Genomic DNA, 18,454 nt, shown 5'->3' with positions numbered 1-18,454 from the left:
AACTAAACTATTGAAGCATTCAAAAACTTACCGACTCATTTCAGAATATGTTCAAATTGCATTCGGAATTATACTAGCAAGTATTGGCTTAAAAGCCTTTCTTTTACCCAACGGATTTTTAGATGGTGGTGTTACTGGCATGGCGCTTTTAGTGCGTACTCAGGTAGATATTAGTTTATCTATCTTACTGCTTATGTTTAGTATTCCTTTTTTAATATTAGGCTATTATACCGTATCTAAGCGCATTGTTATAAAATCTATTATCAGTATTGCAGGTTTAGCTTTATTTATTCATTTTGAAAATTTTGGGACGGTAACCAACGACAAATTACTAATTGCCATTTTTGGCGGTTTATTTTTAGGTGCAGGTATTGGTATTGCTATACGTAATGGCTCGGTTTTAGACGGCTCAGAAATTTTGGGCATTTATCTTAACGATAGATTTGGCTTTAGCATTGGGCAAGTTATACTCGTCTTAAATATTATATTATTTAGTATTACCGCTTATGTAATTTCTGTAGAAGTTGCCCTATACTCTATCTTAACCTATATCGTTACAGCTAAAGTCACAGATTTAATTATTGAAGGTTTTGAAGATTTTATTGGTGTTACCATTGTATCTAAAGAATATAAAACCATAAAATTAGCCATAATAAAAGAGTTAGGAACTGGCTTAACATCTTACAAAGGCTCACGAGGTTATGGCAGCCAAGGTCACCAAGAAGATTTTGATATTATACATACCATCATTAACCGTATTGATATAAAAAAGATGCATCGTATTATTGAAGATATTGATGAAAATGCCTTTATCGTAGAATTTGATGTGAACTCAGTTAAAGGTGGTATTCTCAGACATTACTTAGATAAAAAGAAGAATAAAAAGTTACCAAAACTATAAATACAAGTAAAGTTACGTATATAATTGAGCTATTATTATTTTAACTTCGTCACTGTTTATATAATGGGGATATAGACTATTGTTTATATCCCCATTATTGTGTTTCATTACCACAAACCGCTAACCAATGATAAAATTCTTTAGAAAAATTCGATATGACCTTATGGGGAAAAATAAAACTGGAAAATATTTAAAATATGCCATTGGTGAAATTGTGCTAATGTTTATTGGGATTTTGATAGCTCTACAGATAAATAATCTCAAAAAAATAAAAATATTAATAAATTTAGAAGTTGATTAATAACTAAAGCACCACACCGTATATAATTTATTGCTAGTCCTAACTAACTAAAATTGCTATACCAAATGCTATATATCATTAAAAATCAAAAATAAAATGAAAAGCAAATTTCCAATTCTAGAATCTAAAAGAGTAATCTTGAGACAATTTGTTGATTCGGATTTAGAACATGTTTTTAAAGGCCTTTCTCACCCAGATATTATAAAGTATTATGGAATCAGTTTCGATAGTATGGAAGCAACAAAAGAACAAATGATTTGGTTTGCTAATCTTGAAAAAAATAAAAACGGAATTTGGTGGGCTGTTTGTTCAAAAGATGATGGACGGTTTCTTGGAGCAGGAGGATTAAACGATTTGAGTAAAGAAAATAAAAAAGCAGAAATTGGTTTTTGGTTGTTAACAGAAAATTGGGAAAAGGACTTATGACAGAAACAATGCCACTTATCTTTAATCACGCTTTCAATAATATGGGAATACATAGAATTGAAGGTTTTGTAGAAACTGAAAATAATAATTGTAAAAAGGCTCTTGCAAAACTTCAATTTAAGTTAGAAGGCACTATGAAAGATTGTGAAATTAAAAATGGGAAATTTATTAGTTTGGATATTTATTCAAAATTGGATTAAAGATGACACCATCTATAAACGTTAGCAATAATTTTAGAAAATGGAAAATAAACAAAAAGATCAATTGACAAAAGAAAAATAATTATTAGACACTTAGAAGACAACAATTAACCATACACAATAAATAAAATAACCAACTCAAAATGAAATATTCTAACATTAGTATTACGCTTATCACTTTACTTCTACTATGCGCTTGTAAAAGCGAAATCAAAGACGTTACCCTAGTAGAAAAATTTAAGTTTGCAAAACCGAGTGAAGTTGGTGTAGCAAAGGATACTTTAGCCAAAATCGAAAAAATGGTAATGGATTTTATAGATGCTAAAAAATTTCCTGGTGCTGTTACACTAATTGCAAAAAATGGTAAAATTATTTATGAATCTGAAATAGGCTGGTCCGATTCTGCAAGAACAGAACCGTACAGAAAAGATCATTTATTTAGAATGGCATCAATGACAAAACCTCTAGTTTCAGTTGCTGCTATGCAATTAATTGAAACTGGTGAAATTAATTTGGATGATCCTATTGGGAAATACATTCCGTCGTTTAATGAGACAAATGTCATCACCAACTTTAATTTTAAAGATACGACTTGGACAAGCTCACCTTCTAAAACAATACCAACCATAAGACATTTGTTAACGCATACTGCAGGTGTACCTTATGGATTTATGAATCCTAGAGTAAATGGTGCAATACTCGCTAAAAATAATATTCCAGATCTAAGCACATATTTACCAATGACTATTGAGCAAACGTGTAGTAAATTGGGTAATTTACCATTGATGCATCAACCAGGAGAAAAGTGGATGTATGGGCTTAATACAGATGTTTTAGGCCGTGTTGTTGAAGTTGCGTCAGGACAAAAATTAAATGATTATATCCGAGAGAATATTACGAAACCTTTAGAGATAGATAAACTTGATTTCTATTTTAATGATTCTTTAACTAAAGATCTAACCAAAATATTTGTATCGACCTTAGATGGTAAAATTACGCAAACACCTGATGATATGGGTACAATGTATAATGCTAATTACCCAACTCAAGGAGCAAAAACCTATTTTTCTGGTGGTAGTGGTATGACAGGTACAGCACGCGATTATTTCTTATTTTGCCAAGCTATGCTAAATGATGGAACTCTTGGAGGTAGGCGAATTTTAAAAGCTGAAACCGCTCAGTCTATGCATAAAAATCAAATTGACACCATTACCTATCCTTGGGGAAAAGCTAAATTTGGTTTTGGTTTTGACGTTGCAAATAGCCACCCTAGAAGACCAGACGGCACTTACAGTTGGGGTGGAGCTTTTAGCACTACTTTTTGGATAGACCCTACTAATGAGTTAATTGTTATTCAGTTACGACAAGTACTTCAATCGCAATACAACAATGAGATTAATACTGAATTAGAGAAAATCGTTTACAGTGCGCTTAGTAAGAGTAAGTAATTACAAAGTGCTTTAATCGTTCTTATATTTTAATAATGACGAATAAAAAACTAGTCTTTTTTATTTTTCAACATATTTAAATACATGTCTTCAACCTTAGTACGTGCCCAAGGAGTGCGTCGTAAAAATTTAAGACTAGATTTCACGGAAGGATCTTGCGTAAAACAACGAATATTAATCTCGTAACCCATATACTCCCAACCGTAATGTGCTTCTAGGTTAGTAACAATTTGCTCTAATTTTATGCCGTGTAATGGGTTGTTGGGTTGTGTTGACAAACTATAAGTCTTTAACGAGTTCTTTAATTTTTATGGCCTTTTCAAAATGATCTAACTTATGTGTTTCAATCCACCAAGTAGCAGCTTCCATCAACAACTCTGAATTATCATTTTTATTCTTGAAAAACGCATAAAATGACATACCTACATTGGTGCCTTTCTTAACGATTTTTTGCTCACAAACTTCAATGATTTTATCTTTTAATGCTTTAGTCACTTCTTAACTTCGGTTATCGCTACGACGTCTATTACCGCTCTTATTTCGGTTAGTTGTTCTTGTATTTCCTGAGCTTCTCGAATTAGAACTAGAGTTACGACCACGTCCTTGGCTTCTATTCTGACCTTGTTTAATAGGCTCAGTTGATGCATTAGGATCTGGCTCAAAACCTTCAATAATTTCGACATCAATTCTCATGTCAATAAGCTTTTCAATACTACGTAAGTAACTTGTCTCATCTGCACTTACTAAAGATATGGCCTCACCACTTGCTCCTGCTCTACCTGTTCTACCAATTCGGTGCACGTAATCTTCAGAAATATTAGGCAATTCAAAATTAACAACATGCGGTAATAAAGGAATATCTAAACCACGTGCTGCAATATCAGTGGCTACTAATACTCTAACAGATCCAGTTTTAAATCCGGCTAAAGCTTTAGTTCGTGCTCCTTGGCTTTTATTACCATGTATAGCTGCTGCTGTAATACCTGCTCCAATCATCTTTTTACAAAGATTATTAGCACCATGTTTTGTTCTGGTAAATACTAATACTTGTTTCCAGTTACCTTCAGAAATTAGCTTAATAATTAAACCTGTCTTTTTGCCTTTAGCAACACGATGTACTTTTTGTTCTATAACCTCAACAGCTGTATTTTCTGGTGTCGCTTCTACTTGTACTGGATTGTTTAAAATAGTATAGGCTAACTTTTTTATTTCTTTAGAAAAGGTTGCCGAGAACATTAAGTTTTGACGTTTGTCTGGCATTAATTTCATAACGCGTTCTATATCGCGTAAAAAACCCATGTCTAACATGCGATCTGCTTCATCTAAAACGAAAATTTCGACACGTTTTAAAGACAATGCACCTTGACCTTCTAAATCTAATAAACGACCTGGTGTTGCAACCAAAACGTCAATACCTTGTCTAATCGTAGCAACTTGTGGTTTTTGATTTACTCCGCCAAAAACAACAGCACTCTTTATGTTTAAAAACTCACTATATTCCTTAACATTGGCATACACCTGAGCTGCTAACTCACGCGTTGGAGTTAAAATTAAGGCTCTAATAGGTCTATATTTATCTTTAGGGTTTTCGGATAATAAATGTAATAATGGTAATGTAAAACCTGCTGTTTTACCAGTACCAGTTTGTGCTGATGCTAAGACATCTTTACCCTCTAATACTGGAGGAATGGCTTTAGCTTGTATAGGTGAAGGTATTTCGTATCCTTTTTTACTAATTGCTCTTAGTAACGGCTCAGAAAGGCCTAATGATTTAAATGACATATATAAAGTTTATGAAGCAAACTCTATAAATTAGGTCACTCCTTTAATTTGGCGCGAAGTTACATTTATTTATCGCGAGGCTAATATGAAAAGCATGTTTATTATGCCTTTGAAGAATTCATCGCCTCTTTTAATTTTATAAACGGATTCGTCGCTCTATTTTGATAGGTATGGATTGCACAACAAATTAATAAAATGGCTGCACCAGCGAAAGCAAAATAAAGTATAGATGCGTTAGTACCTTTATTTGCATTACCGATACCAATTAAAGCCCAAGCTCCAACAACAGCAAATTCGCGCATATTTCGTTTCCAAAGTATGTATTGATTTATAACTATGGCAATTGTTATTAGAATAATAGTCCAAGTAACCTCAGAAAGCCCAAAACCATTCCAACCAATTTTAATTAAGTATGTTGAAACATTAGCAATACTTGCTACAGTCACCCAACCAGCATACACTACAAATGGCCACCATACAAAAGCGATAATAGGAAATGGCTCATCGTCTAATTCCATGCGATTATTAGTTACAATTTTAAGCAGCGATGCCAATAACAAGAAAATAAATAAGCAAGACCAACCTGTATATTCATAAATCCAAGCAAATATCCAAAGGCAATTAAAGACACAAGATGCTACAAACCACCAACCTATTTTAAATATAAAATCATCATTTTTTACCTTCACAAAAAGACTACGACCTTGGTAAATTGCAAAACCAAACAATAATAAATAGATAATTCCCCAAATAGCAAAGGTGTAACCTGATGGAGTAAACAGCGATCTATAATCGTCCGAAATTTCGCCAATTGTGGTGTTATTCATAAGACCAGTATTAGATAAATAGTTGATGAAAATGGTAGACCCTAATGCTAAACCGTTTGCTATTTGTAGTATTTTTTTCATGCTTACAAGTTAAGAAAAACCAATTAAAATCCTGAAGGTTAAGTATTCTCTAACTTTAGATTCCAAAAATTTTCAACTAACTTCGTTTAAAGACACATATAATGTGGATATAGTCTAAATCCCATTGTTGGCAAACACACCCTAACGACATACATAAATGAACAAAATTGAAAAAATACTGGGTTTTGGAACAATATTCCTTATGGTCTTAGGACTTATAACGAACTATCCTTATTCTGCTCTTTTAATTACACTTTCTGCATTCATATTATCATTGATTTATTTCTTTTTTAGTTTCAAACTTTTGAACAGTATCACGAAAGACTTAACAGAGAAAAAAAGCTCTCTAAGAAAAACTGGAATAATTCTTACTGGAATTACTTTATCGTTAGTAGTTATTGGAATTTTATTCAAATATCAAAGGTGGCCTTACGGAAGTTGGAATTTAATGGTTGGACTTTTAGGATTAATTCCGATTTTGATAATCTCAATCTTTAAGTTTTCAAAAACAAAAGCTGAATTTTATAAAAATTTGCTGTTTAGAATATTGATTATTGGAGTATTTGGAACTTTAATGCTATTTACCAAAAATGAAACCCTTTTGGAATTGCAATGTCGAGATTTCCCAGAATATGTTGAGGCTGAAAAAAAACTAATGCAAGACCCTAGGAATAAAGAATTAGAACGAATAGCAAACGAAGAACGAAAAAAAATGTATGAGTCGGAATAAAAGTACGTTAGCCAACACGATGTGTAATTAATTGCTTTGGCTAGTGCTTATCTGGAAAATTCCTTCGTAATTTTCTCTAGTCCGTATTTGTTTACTAATTTAGTTGCTTAACCGCGCAACTAACCATACAAATCAAGTTGGCATTAATGGAAAAAAATAGCGTTCTACAATCATCAAAATTAAGTAGATTGTGTTACTTTCTGAGTACAGTATTTAAATCGGAATTGAAAATCTGGGCAAAGGAAAAGATATTACAAATGTTGCGAAGTAAAAATAAGGAACTTAAAAGGACTAGTTACTTAACAGAATTTGAAAACTAAAACGTTAGGATTATGAAGCTTACGGAATAGGAACCTGTACCAAACACCTAACTGATAGAAAAGCAAATTCAGCAGATTAAAACTGCTTCCTAGCCCTTTTATTTCTGCTGCTTCTGTAATTACTATTTTTCGTTAAATAAATGACTAAAGCCCACACTACAGAAATTAAAATAACTGCAATAATTATCTCGTTAGCTTCGCTTGGTATATTCATAAAAATTAATATGAGATAAATATTTAACTTTGACATGAAATTAAAAGGCTGTTTTTACCAGTATAGATAATAGAATTTATGCTAACCCTACCCAACTTACAAAAATTGCTACACCAGTTCGCTGCGCTCATGTCCGCTAGAATTTTCTATCTGTGATTTGTTTACTAAATTTAGGTGCTTAAAAAACTAATAGCTTATAATAATTTAATACAGAAAAGAATCAAATCCAAGCTAAATAAAGAAAAAGTAAAACAGATGGAAAATGAAGAGGCTAGCTGGACTATTTGCGAAAAATGTAAAGGACTAGGGAGAAAGACTCGGAAAATCAATAAAAAAGTACGACTTCAATACCAAATAAAATTAGATGAATTTGAAAAAAACAAGGATGAAGGCACTACTCCAATTCGTCCTAAAGGTGAGCAATACTCTTGTATAAACTGCAGAGGATCTGGGTTGGTTCATTCTACCAACCATCCAACAGCAGATAAAGAAAACTACCCACATATTGCTATTATTGGCGGTGGTATAGGAGGTGTCGCTCTCGCTGTAGCTTGTTTACATCGCCAAATTCCATTCACACTTTATGAACGCGATAGTAGCTTCGATGAGCGATCTCAAGGCTATGGGCTAACGCTGCAACAAGCCAGTAAAGCAATGAAAGGGTTTGGTGTTTTATCTTTAGAAGACGGAGTCATTTCAACAAGGCATGTGGTTCATACTACAGACGGAAAAGTGATTGGGGAATGGGGAATGCGGAAGTGGATGGATTCAGACACTAAAACAAAATCTCAGAAGCGCACAAATGTCCATATTGCAAGACAGTCTTTGCGATTAGCATTACTTAAGCAACTCGGTAGTTATGATGCTGTAAAATGGGGATACCAGTTAGTAGATTTCAAAAAAGATGAAGGTGATCGTATTGATTTGAGTTTTAAAATAGATGGAAAGCTAAAACGCGCCAAAGCAGATTTGGTTGTTGGAGCCGACGGTTTACGAAGTTCTGTGCGGAATTTACTGATTGGTGAGGCTATGACTCCTTTACAATATCTAGGTTGTATTGTAATATTAGGCATTTGTCCTTTAAGCAATCTTAAAGGTCTTGATAGTGCTTTGTTAGATTCTGCTACGGTGTTTCAAACCGCTAATGGTAATGAACGGATATACATGATGCCTTATACATCAGATTCAATAATGTGGCAACTTAGCTTTCCAATGGCCGAAAAAGAAGCTAAAGCATTAAGTGTAAAAGGAACTAAAGCACTAAAAGAAGAAGCTTGTCGTAGAACACAATGGCACGATCCTATTCCTCAGATTTTAGCAGCAACACTAGAAGCTCAGGTTTCTGGCTATCCTGTTTATGACCGAGAATTACTTGAGCCAGAATTATTGGAGAACCAAGGCCAAATCACACTAATCGGAGATGCGGCTCACCCTATGAGTCCGTTTAAAGGACAGGGAGCGAATCAAGCATTGTTAGATGCTCTAGCTTTAGCTCGCGGAATCACAAAAGGATGTAGACCTTTATCTCGGTGGAGAGAAGCTGGAATACGGAAAAGTGTGTTAACTGATTTTGAATCAGACATGTTAGAACGTACGGCTTCCAAAGTGAAAGATTCAGCTAAGGCTGCACAGTTTCTTCATTCCGAAATTGTACTTCACGAAAGTAATTCACCTAGAGGAGGTTTTCTGAAACGTAAAGATTTATGATAATGGTTAAATTTGCATCTCAAAAAAAACCAAATAACGGAAGCTTCATAATTTGTAAAACACAAATTAAAAACTAATACATAAAAAAACAATAGTTATATTACTATTACTCATCTCAGTAATTTCTTTGAATGCCAAAGGCTACGAACCTGTAACATTAACTTTTAGAGATGGAGAGGTCGTTGAGGGTGAAGTAAAAATATTAGATCAAAGGAATATTAAGTTTAAGGAAAACAAAAAGAAGAAAAAAACAGAATATAACTACATAAAGGTTAAAGAAATAAAGATTAAAAGGGGCGGTGAAACTTTTATATATAAATACAAAATTATTGTGGGCAAGAGACCTCTTTTATTAATGGTTATTAAAGAATATGAAGGTATTATAAATCTATATGCAGCAGAATATTCTAAAACTTATGGAGATGACCTAGCCCCAATATCTCTTTTACTTACAGATGATTTTAGAGAATATTACGTTAATAAAGACTCTGGAGATACAGTCACTAAACTAGGTAAGAGCGAACAGATTTTTGGAAGCCAACATTTAAAAAAAAACAACTAAAAATTCTTTGAGGATTGTCCAATTCTTATCAAAAAAATTAAAAAAAAGAATTTAAGCGCACTAAGCATATTGAGATAATTATTGACTTTTATAATGAGAACTGCGATAGTTAAATTTGAGTTACTCATTTTAATGAAGTAACGTTTTTAATAAAAAACAGATAAGGTTATCAGTGAGCAAACATCAAAGTGTCTTCAATAAGCGTTCTACTTCAATAATTGTAGCTCTATAAATTCTTCTATTTGGCTTGGTCATATTCTCTGATTCTGAAGCTATTTCTTGTAATAATGCTTTACCTTCAGTAGTTCTATTGCTTTCCAAATAAAATTTAGCCAATTCTAAACGCTCATCATAATTAGAATAAGGTCTGTCTACTTCTTTTAGTTGTACTTCAGCCTCTTCTAATTTACCAAGTTCTTTTAATGCCAAACCATAACAGAATTGTTGTTTAGACCCTTTAAACTCTGACTTGTGTTTTATCTTATTTGCATGTTCTACAACACCATTGTAATCTTTCATCTGAAAATAACACAACACCAAACGCTGACGTGCATATAAATCATTCTGATCTATATCTTCTAAAGTCTTTTTATATTGAACTATAGCATTTGGCATATCGTTATTTTGAACATAAGCATCTGCCAACTCTATTCTATTGGTGTATGTATCAGAAAATTCAATTTTATTTTCTAAGTCGCTAATTTTCTTTGTAGGATTGATAATTGAAGTGATTTCTCCCTGAATTTTATCTGCATCATTTTTATTATAAACCTGAGTGATTACATAAATAAGTGAACCAAATACAGGAATAAAGAATATAAGAAAATACCAGTAATACGGTTTTTGATTTTTGTAGGCGTGATATATACAATAAGCCTGAAGAGCAACAATTATGTAATAGTACATTGGAAAAAGTTAATTCTTATTAATTATACGTTTTATCTCGTAAAAACCAAGTCAGTTTTTGAGGATAGTTCTTCACTAAAACCGTAATTATCATAGTTAAATGCTTTAATATCATCTATGGTTTTAGCATCAGTATCTATAACATAACGTGTCATTAACCCTCTTGCTAGTTTAGCGTAGATGGCTACAATCTTATATTTATCACCTTTAAATTCTTTAAAAGCAATATTAATCACTGGGACTTTTAAAGCCTTGGTGTCTATCGCTTTAAAATACTCGTTACTAGCTAGGTTCAAAAATAACTCATCATCGTCTAGCTCATCATTTAGTGCTAGTGTCACTTTCTTCTGCCAGAATTCATATAAATTCTTGTTTTTACCTACTGGCATTTTAGTACCCATTTCTAATCGGTAAGGTTGTACTAAATCTAGAGGTTTTAAAATACCATAAAGTCCAGATATGATTCTCACCGTTTTTTCTACTTTGTCTAACTTTTTGATATCAATAGTATACGCATCTAAGCCTCTATAAACGTCACCACTAAAAGCATAAATAGCTTGTCTTGCATTATCTGGTGTAAAAGGTAATTGCCAGTCTTGGTTACGCTCGTAATTTAACTGCCCTAAATTATCAGAAATATGCATAAGCGTAGATAAACCTCTAGCCGATTTCTTCTTTAATAATTTATTTAAATGTTCAGCTTCAGCTAAAAAATAACCCTCTGTAGTTTTAGTCGTTGGGAGTTTCGTTTCAAAATCTAAGGATTTAGCAGGTGATAATACGAGTTTCATAACTTGATTTTATTTTAATTCAAAGTTACAAACTAGAACTAAAACTAAAAATGACATTTAACAATTAATACCAATAGCACTATTCATTCTCTTGATGCTTCGAATAGATTTTCCACTTCTCTATACATTGCATCATGTCTTGAGGTACCTCTGCTGTAAATCGTAAAAATTCTCCGGTAGTTGGATGTACAAATCCTAATGTTTTAGCATGTAGTGCTTGTCTTGGTAAAATTTTAAAACAGTTATCTACAAATTGCTTGTATTTAGTAAACGTTGTGCCTTTTAAAATACGTTCACCACCATAACGCTCGTCATTAAATAATGTGTGCCCAATATGCTTCATATGCACGCGTATTTGATGTGTACGACCTGTTTCAAGTTTACAACTTACCAAAGTAACGTAGCCTAAGCGCTCTAAGACTTTAAAATGCGTCACTGCTGGTCTACCATAATGCTCATCTTGGCCTTGGTAAACAGTATTCTGTAATCTATTTTTAGGATGACGACCTATGTGTCCTTCTATAGTGCCTTCATCTTCTTCTATATTTCCCCAAACTAAAGCTACATATTCGCGTTCGCTTGTTTTATCAGCAAATTGTTTAGAGAGATGCGTCATAGCAAGTTCTGTCTTAGCCACAACTAATAAGCCTGTCGTATCTTTATCTATACGGTGTACTAAACCAGGTCTGTCACTAGAGTTGTTTGGTAGATTATTAAAATGAAAAATAAGACCATTTATTAAAGTCCCAGAATAGTTACCATGTCCAGGATGTACAACTATTCCTGCTGGTTTGTTTACGACTAATAAGTCATCATCTTCGTAAACAATATCTAGAGGCATGTCTTCTGCAACCAAAAGCTGCTCGTAAGCAGGATGCTCAAAGGTTACCGATATAACATCGTGAGGTCTTACTTTATAGTTAGATTTCACAGGAGCATCGTTAACCAAAACACCACCTTCTTTGGCAGCATTCTGAATTTTGCTTCGTGTAATATTCTCAACGCAATTCATTAAGAATTTATCTATACGCAATGGACTTTGTCCTTTGTCTACTTTAAATGAGAAGTGTTCGTAACGCTCGTCTTCTACTTTTGAATTGTCTGATGTATTAGTCATTATATTTGGACTATAATTTACCGTTTCCAACAACTAAATCAATTTCAGTTGTTAATGGTAATAAGTCTCCAGGTTTAAGGGGTTTTCCATTGTGAGACATAGACATTACACCTTCACCAATAGCATCTTTAAAGGTAATCTTACCAATTTTAAATTCTAATGCTTCTAATTGAGGTTTTGCCTGTCTAAAGGTACTTTTTAGTATATTAGGAACTGAAACTTTACGATAACCAGATGGATTTGTTATGAGATATATTTTTCTATTTTCCTTAACCTTTTCACCAGCTTTTGGACTTTGTTCAATAACAGAATATCTTGGGTAATTAGGATTGAAATTTGCAGAATCTTGAAGTTTAAATTCCAAATCACTATCTCTTAATTCAATCTTAACAGTCTCTAGCGATTTGCCTTTTAAATCAGGAACAACGACAAATTCATTATGATTGGTTGTTACATTTAACCACTTTAACATTATAAAACACAAAACTATCGTAGCGACAATAGCAAGCGCCAATTGTTTAAAAAACACTTTGCTGGTAATAAACTTAACAAAACTCATAAGCTAAATAATTGTAGGCAAAACTAATAAAATATAACGTTATAATAACGCTGCATAATTAAAATACGTAAGAAGTAGATATTTAGTTCATAATTACACTTTACATTGATAACGAGTTGTTCAAATTAAAATAAATGATACTTTTACATTATAGCTTTTTTTAAACTAGATAATGAAAAAAAATATTGCAATTATAATGGGAGGTTATTCTAGTGAATATCAAATTTCACTAAAAAGCGGCAACGTTGTTTATAACTCCTTAAATAAAGATATTTATAATACCTATCGCATTCATATCTTTAAGGATAAATGGGTTTTTGTGAATGACTTTAATGAAGAATTCCCAATAGATAAGAATGATTTTTCAGTTTTGGTTAACGAAACTAAAATCACATTTGATTGTGTTTTTAACGCCATACATGGTTCACCTGGTGAGGATGGTTACATGCAAGCCTATTTTAAATTATTAAACTTATCCCAAACAAGTTGCAGCATGTACCAAGCCGCACTTACTTTTAATAAAAGAGATTTATTAGCAACATTAAAGCCGTATGGTATTAAAACTGCTGAAAGCTATTGTTTAAATCTTGGTGATACCATTAACGAAGATACTATAGTTAGTAAAGTAGGTCTACCTTGTTTTGTAAAAGCCAATAAAGCTGGGAGTAGTTTTGGAATTTCTAAAGTTTATAAAAAAGAAGATTTACAAGCTGCAATCGATAATTCTTTTAAAGAAGACAACGAAATCATTATAGAGGAATTTCTAAACGGAGTTGAAGTATCTGTTGGTGTTATTTCATATAAAGGAGAAACAACCGTTTTACCAATTACAGAAATTGTTTCTGAAAATGATTTCTTTGACTACCAAGCAAAATACGAAGGTAAATCTCAAGAGATTACGCCTGCTCGTATTTCTGATGACTATGTAAACAAAGTTAGGCTTAAAGCAAAGAAAATCTATGATATCTTAGGTCTATCAGGCTTTTCTCGAAGTGAATTTATCTTTAAAAATGATGAACCTTACTTATTAGAAGTTAATACAGTGCCTGGTTTAACAAATGAAAGTATTTTACCGCAACAAGCTGCAAAAGCTGGCATTAGTATGGAAGAGCTGTTTGACAATGCTATAAAAGAAGCGTTAAATAAATAATAGTGTCTGATTTTTGAATCGCTCTGTAAGTTAAAATCATAAATCTTATATTTGCTAAGCATTCAACAAAAAGACTCCTGTCCGTGGAGAAAACACATATGAAAAGAGCAATATTTCCAGGATCATTTGACCCAATAACATTAGGCCACTACGATATTATAAAACGTAGCGTAACACTTTTTGATGAAGTTATTGTTGCTATTGGCATTAATGCCGATAAAAAGTATATGTTTTCATTAGACGAACGCCAAAAATTTATTGAGGATTCTTTTAAAGATGAACCTAGAGTAAAGGTGGTGACTTATAAAGGACTCACCGTAGATTTTTGTCAGAAAAACAATGTAGAATTCATACTAAGAGGTTTAAGAAATCCTGCTGATTTTGAGTTCGAAAAAGCCATTGCACATACCAATAGAGACCTAGCACCTATTGAAACAGTATTCCTTCTAACTGCTGCTAGTACCTCTTACATTTCGTCATCTATTGTACGTGATGTCATTCGAAATAATGGAAATTACACTAAGCTTGTACCTGAAAGTGTTCGTGTAGATGCTAAATAATAGTCTAACGCTTTACTTTTTTTTATGTAACTAGAAATAAAAAAGGCATCAGTAAATCTTCATTTAAAATAGAAGATGTAACTAACGCCTTTCAGAAATTGATTAATAGCTTAACCAATATATAACTATCATTTGTTATCAGGAGTGTTTTTTCGATTAATGGACTATTAAAAAGTTAAAACGTAATTCATTAAGAATAAATTAAGAATAGACCTACGTAAAATTACCTGATTTGAATTAAAACACTGTTCTGCAATTATTTATAAAATCACTAAAAGAAGACATTAGGATGTTTATTTTGTAACTGGTCTATATCACTCTGAAGCTTTGAGAGAAAATCTTGATGCGCTTGAGAAGAAGGATTAAAAGGGCGATGCATTTTTCTAGCTTGAATAGTGGCTACTAATTCTGAAGTTTTTTGAGCCTCTTCCGATAGCCAAACCTTATCAAAATGATTCCAGATATAATCTATTGCTAACTGGCTAGGATGCAACATATCTGAATTGTAGAAACGGTAATCACGTAATTCATCCATCATAATTTCATACGAAGGAAAGTAATATAGTTGGTTTTTAACATCCACAACATTATGGATTGCAGCTAACAAATGCGCTTTACTTCTTGTATTCTCAACAAATCCATCTTTTGTGTGCCTTACAGGAGATACCGTAAATAAGAAACTAACTTTTGGATTCACATCTCTTATTAGAGCAATAATAGATTCAATAGATTCGGTAATTTGTGATACAGAAAGTAATTCTTTTACAAACTGTTTTTGTGGTAATTTATGACAATTTGCAACTATAGTGTCTGAAGATAAATGCCTATAAACCCAACTTGTTCCTAACGTTAGTATAATATGTGTAGCACTGTAAAGTTTACTATGAGTAGCATCTATTTGAGCATTTAAAGCCTTAATTAAATTGTTTTTAGAAGTTGTATTAAATTTTGAATGTGCATCTAAACAACACCATTGCTCATTTTGAAAATACAAGTCCTCTTCAGAATAACAATCTTTATTTATAGCTCTTGTTATAAGGTTTTCAATTGCTAATGGATGAAATAAAATCCCGAAAGGGTTTGCAGCAGATTGAAACTTAAAATAATGAAACTTGTCTCCAATATTTTCTGAAAAACAAGACCCAATTAGTAATACCTCAGTATTATAATCAATTTGATTATGCGGCTGCTTATTTAATTGTATTTTGGTTTGTAAATTCAAAACTGTTATCCTAAATAGCTTTTAGCAGCATTTAAAGCAGCATCAATACCTGCAGGATTCTTACCTCCAGCAGTAGCAAAGAACGGCTGACCTCCACCTCCACCTTGGATGTGCTTTCCTAATTCTCTAACAATTGTACCTGCATTTAAACCTTTGCTTGCTACCAATTCTTTAGAAATATAACACGACAAGACTGCTTTCCCGTTAGTATCAGCACCAAAGAGTAAAAACAAATTATCAAACTGGCTTCCTATTTCAAAACAAACATCTTTGATTCCGTTTGCATCTAAGTCTAATTTCTTAGCTAAAAATTGAACACCATTTATTTCGGTAAGTTCATTTTTAAGGTCAACTTTAATATTTTTCGCCTTATCTTTTAATAGGCCTTCAATTTGCTTTCTTAAATCTGTGTTTTCTGCTTGTAGTGTTTGTAAAGCTTTTACCGGTTGCTTAGTATTATTGAGCAAGTCTTTCATTTCAAAATAAGCTCTGTTATTTTCAAAATAGAAATCTTTTACTGCATCATTTGTAATAGCTTCAATACGTCTAATACCAGATGCAACTGCACTTTCTGAAATAATTTTAAAATGCCAAATATCGCTGGTATTAGCTACATGGGTCCCACCACACAACTCAATAGACTGACCAAAACGAATGGTTCTTACAGCATCTCCATACTTCTCACCAAACAGAGCCATTGCACCATCTGCAATTGCCTTTTCCATTGGCACACTTCTATATTCTTGTAATGCTAGTTTATCTTCAATACGTGCGTTAACAAAATTCTCGATATCTCTTAATTCTTCTACTGTGAGTTTAGAAAAATGAGAAAAATCGAAACGCAAATATTTTGAATGTACAGCAGATCCTTTTTGCTCGACATGCTCACCTAGCACTTCGCGCAATGCTTGATGCATTAAGTGCGTTGCAGTATGATTACATTCTGTTCTGTGACGTTGCTTTTCATCTACAACAGCTTTAAAAGTTTCATTTAAATGATCTGGTAAGCTTTTAGTAAAATGAATAACAACATTATTCTCTTTCTTAGTATCTATGATATAATTAACGTCTCCATTTGTATCTTGTAAATAGCCTTTATCGCCAACTTGCCCACCTCCTTCTGCATAAAACGGTGTCAGATTAAATACAAGTTGATACATTTCGCCATCTTTCTTAGAGGTTACTTTTCTATACCTTGTGATTTTTACATTGGCATCGAGCGAATCATAGCCTACAAATTCTTGCACAGCATCATCAACTAAAATAGTCCAATCTTCAGTAGACATCTCGCTAGCTGCTCTAGACCGTTTTTTTTGTTTTTCTAAATGGGCATTAAAACCTTTTTCATCTAATTTTAAATTCTTTTCAGATAGAATTAACGCTGTTAAATCTATTGGAAATCCATAAGTGTCATAAAGTTCAAAAGCTTTTTCGCCAGATACGGTATCACCTTTTGTTTCTTCAACAATACGATTTAATAAGACTAAACCTTGATCTAATGTTCTTAAAAACGAAGCCTCTTCCTCCTTAATAACGTTTTCGATTAATTGCTTTTGCGCTTTTAGTTCTGGGAATGCTCGTCCCATTTTTTTGCTCAAAACATCAACCAAACGATATATAAATGGTTCTTTTTTATCTAAAAACGTAAATCCATATCTAATTGCTCTACGCAAAATCCTGCGAATTACATAACCAGCACCTGTATTGCTAGGCAATTGACCATCTGCTATAGAAAATGCTACAGCTCTAACATGGTCTGAAATAACACGAATAGCGATATCTGTTTTTTCATCTTTACCATAATCTTTATTTGTAATCGCTTCAATTTCTCTAATAATTGGTATAAATACATCTGTATCGTAATTAGACTGTACTCCTTGTAACACCATACACAAGCGTTCAAAGCCCATTCCTGTATCTATATGCTTGTTTGGTAAAGGTTCTAAAGACCCATTGGCTTTTCGATTGTATTGCATAAAAACCAAATTCCAGATTTCTACGACCTGCGGATGATCCATATTTACTAAAGATTTTCCATCTACTTTTGCCTTCTCTTCTTTAGAGCGGATATCTACATGAATTTCACTACAAGGCCCACATGGTCCTTGTTCTCCCATCTCCCAAAAGTTGTCTTTTTTATCACCTTTGAGTATGCGGTCTTCAGAAATAAATTCTTTCCAAAGATTATACGCATCCATATCCATGTCTAAATTATCTGCATCCTCACTACCTTCAAAAACTGTAATGTATAAGATATCTTTATCAATACCATATACCTCCGTCAATAATTCCCAAGCCCAAGCAATCGCCTCTTTCTTAAAATAGTCACCGAAACTCCAGTTACCTAGCATTTCGAAAAGTGTATGATGATAGGTATCATAACCCACTTCCTCTAAATCATTATGTTTACCAGAAACTCTGAGGCATTTTTGAGAATCAGCGATTCTATTCTTCTTAGGGTCAGAATTACCTAAAAAGTATTCTTTAAAAGGTGCCATTCCTGAGTTTACAAACATTAAAGTAGGATCATCTTTCAATACCATTGGCGCAGATTGAACAATAAGATGTTCCTTTCCTTCAAAAAAGCTTAAAAACTTACTACGGATTTCTTTAGACTTCATATATGTTATAATAGCTTCTTATAATTACC

The 18,454-nt window shown here is 32.8% G+C and carries 20 protein-coding genes; 10 read left to right on the top strand and 10 right to left on the bottom strand.

The window, feature by feature from the left end:
• Positions 1 to 10: 10 nt before the first annotated feature.
• The 5 genes from B2U95_RS14265 to B2U95_RS14250 all read left to right on the top strand — a co-directional run bounded on the left by B2U95_RS14265 (position 11) and on the right by B2U95_RS14250 (position 3,276).
• A complete protein-coding gene (locus B2U95_RS14265) occupies positions 11 to 901 on the top strand; it encodes a YitT family protein (RefSeq protein ID WP_296317307.1) in 891 nt (296 codons plus the stop codon).
• 127 nt (positions 902 to 1,028) lie between these two features.
• A complete protein-coding gene (locus tag B2U95_RS14260; RefSeq protein WP_296317350.1) occupies positions 1,029 to 1,202 on the top strand; it encodes a hypothetical protein in 174 nt (57 codons plus the stop codon).
• A gap of 96 nt (positions 1,203 to 1,298) precedes the next feature.
• Positions 1,299 to 1,628: a GNAT family N-acetyltransferase gene (locus B2U95_RS16235; protein ID WP_339614584.1), complete on the top strand. Its 330-nt coding sequence runs from the start codon at positions 1,299 to 1,301 to the stop codon at positions 1,626 to 1,628.
• Positions 1,610 to 1,828, top strand: coding sequence for a GNAT family protein (locus tag B2U95_RS16230; protein WP_339614583.1), 219 nt, complete (start codon positions 1,610 to 1,612; stop codon positions 1,826 to 1,828). The genes B2U95_RS16235 and B2U95_RS16230 overlap by 19 nt, the downstream gene beginning before the upstream one ends.
• Positions 1,829 to 1,971: 143 nt before the next feature.
• A complete protein-coding gene (locus B2U95_RS14250; protein ID WP_296317306.1) occupies positions 1,972 to 3,276 on the top strand; it encodes a serine hydrolase domain-containing protein in 1,305 nt (434 codons plus the stop codon).
• A gap of 50 nt (positions 3,277 to 3,326) precedes the next feature.
• Here the strand turns inward: B2U95_RS14250 and B2U95_RS14245 are convergent, their stop codons facing one another.
• From B2U95_RS14245 to B2U95_RS14230, 4 genes are all read right to left on the bottom strand, one after another.
• A complete protein-coding gene (locus tag B2U95_RS14245) occupies positions 3,327 to 3,554 on the bottom strand; it encodes a VF530 family protein (RefSeq protein WP_296317304.1) in 228 nt (75 codons plus the stop codon).
• A gap of 1 nt (position 3,555) precedes the next feature.
• Entirely contained in the window at positions 3,556 to 3,771 is a 216-nt protein-coding gene (locus B2U95_RS14240) for a DUF6500 family protein (protein WP_296317302.1), read from the bottom strand.
• Positions 3,772 to 3,774: 3 nt separating this feature from the next.
• Positions 3,775 to 5,058: a DEAD/DEAH box helicase gene (locus B2U95_RS14235; RefSeq protein ID WP_296317301.1), complete on the bottom strand. Its 1,284-nt coding sequence runs from the start codon at positions 5,056 to 5,058 to the stop codon at positions 3,775 to 3,777.
• A gap of 101 nt (positions 5,059 to 5,159) precedes the next feature.
• Positions 5,160 to 5,966, bottom strand: coding sequence for a tryptophan-rich sensory protein (locus B2U95_RS14230; protein ID WP_296317300.1), 807 nt, complete (start codon positions 5,964 to 5,966; stop codon positions 5,160 to 5,162).
• Positions 5,967 to 6,123: 157 nt separating this feature from the next.
• On the opposite strand from B2U95_RS14230, the gene B2U95_RS14225 reads away from it, so the two are divergent.
• The 3 genes from B2U95_RS14225 (at position 6,124) to B2U95_RS14215 (ending at position 9,499) form a co-directional block, all read left to right on the top strand.
• Positions 6,124 to 6,696, top strand: coding sequence for a GldL-related protein (locus B2U95_RS14225; RefSeq protein WP_296317299.1), 573 nt, complete (start codon positions 6,124 to 6,126; stop codon positions 6,694 to 6,696).
• Positions 6,697 to 7,485: 789 nt separating this feature from the next.
• Entirely contained in the window at positions 7,486 to 8,937 is a 1,452-nt protein-coding gene (locus tag B2U95_RS14220) for an FAD-dependent oxidoreductase (protein ID WP_296317297.1), read from the top strand.
• A gap of 127 nt (positions 8,938 to 9,064) precedes the next feature.
• Entirely contained in the window at positions 9,065 to 9,499 is a 435-nt protein-coding gene (locus B2U95_RS14215) for a hypothetical protein (protein WP_296317296.1), read from the top strand.
• A gap of 183 nt (positions 9,500 to 9,682) precedes the next feature.
• On the opposite strand, the gene B2U95_RS14210 is transcribed toward B2U95_RS14215, so the two are convergent.
• The 4 genes from B2U95_RS14210 to B2U95_RS14195 form a co-directional block, all read right to left on the bottom strand.
• Positions 9,683 to 10,405 (bottom strand): hypothetical protein, encoded by a 723-nt coding sequence (locus tag B2U95_RS14210; RefSeq protein ID WP_296317295.1) that lies wholly within the window; start codon positions 10,403 to 10,405, stop codon positions 9,683 to 9,685.
• A 32-nt stretch (positions 10,406 to 10,437) separates the two neighbouring features.
• The gene (gene yaaA / locus B2U95_RS14205) at positions 10,438 to 11,196 is read right to left on the bottom strand and encodes a peroxide stress protein YaaA (RefSeq protein ID WP_296317293.1); all 759 of its coding nucleotides are present in this window, start codon (positions 11,194 to 11,196) and stop codon (positions 10,438 to 10,440) included.
• A 79-nt stretch (positions 11,197 to 11,275) separates the two neighbouring features.
• A complete protein-coding gene (locus B2U95_RS14200) occupies positions 11,276 to 12,313 on the bottom strand; it encodes an RluA family pseudouridine synthase (protein ID WP_296317291.1) in 1,038 nt (345 codons plus the stop codon).
• A 10-nt stretch (positions 12,314 to 12,323) separates the two neighbouring features.
• Positions 12,324 to 12,872 carry a PASTA domain-containing protein gene (locus B2U95_RS14195; RefSeq protein ID WP_296317289.1) on the bottom strand — a complete coding sequence of 183 codons (549 nt, stop codon included), beginning with the start codon at positions 12,870 to 12,872 and terminating at the stop codon, positions 12,324 to 12,326.
• A 172-nt stretch (positions 12,873 to 13,044) separates the two neighbouring features.
• On the opposite strand from B2U95_RS14195, the gene B2U95_RS14190 reads away from it, so the two are divergent.
• Positions 13,045 to 14,022: a D-alanine--D-alanine ligase gene (locus tag B2U95_RS14190; RefSeq protein WP_296317287.1), complete on the top strand. Its 978-nt coding sequence runs from the start codon at positions 13,045 to 13,047 to the stop codon at positions 14,020 to 14,022.
• Positions 14,023 to 14,120: 98 nt separating this feature from the next.
• Positions 14,121 to 14,582 carry a pantetheine-phosphate adenylyltransferase gene (coaD, locus tag B2U95_RS14185; RefSeq protein WP_296317285.1) on the top strand — a complete coding sequence of 154 codons (462 nt, stop codon included), beginning with the start codon at positions 14,121 to 14,123 and terminating at the stop codon, positions 14,580 to 14,582.
• 271 nt (positions 14,583 to 14,853) lie between these two features.
• Here coaD and B2U95_RS14180 read toward each other — a convergent pair whose 3' ends face one another.
• Entirely contained in the window at positions 14,854 to 15,804 is a 951-nt protein-coding gene (locus B2U95_RS14180) for a GSCFA domain-containing protein (protein ID WP_296317283.1), read from the bottom strand.
• Between the two features lie 5 nt (positions 15,805 to 15,809).
• Positions 15,810 to 18,425 carry an alanine--tRNA ligase gene (gene alaS, locus B2U95_RS14175; RefSeq protein WP_296317282.1) on the bottom strand — a complete coding sequence of 872 codons (2,616 nt, stop codon included), beginning with the start codon at positions 18,423 to 18,425 and terminating at the stop codon, positions 15,810 to 15,812.
• Between the last annotated feature and the right edge of the window lie 29 nt (positions 18,426 to 18,454).

Source organism: Winogradskyella sp. UBA3174 (genome assembly GCF_002364335.1).
Classification (GTDB): Bacteria; Bacteroidota; Bacteroidia; order Flavobacteriales; family Flavobacteriaceae; genus Winogradskyella.
The sequence above is the reverse complement of the archived record's forward strand: the minus strand, read 5'-3'. Positions and strand labels throughout refer to the sequence as shown.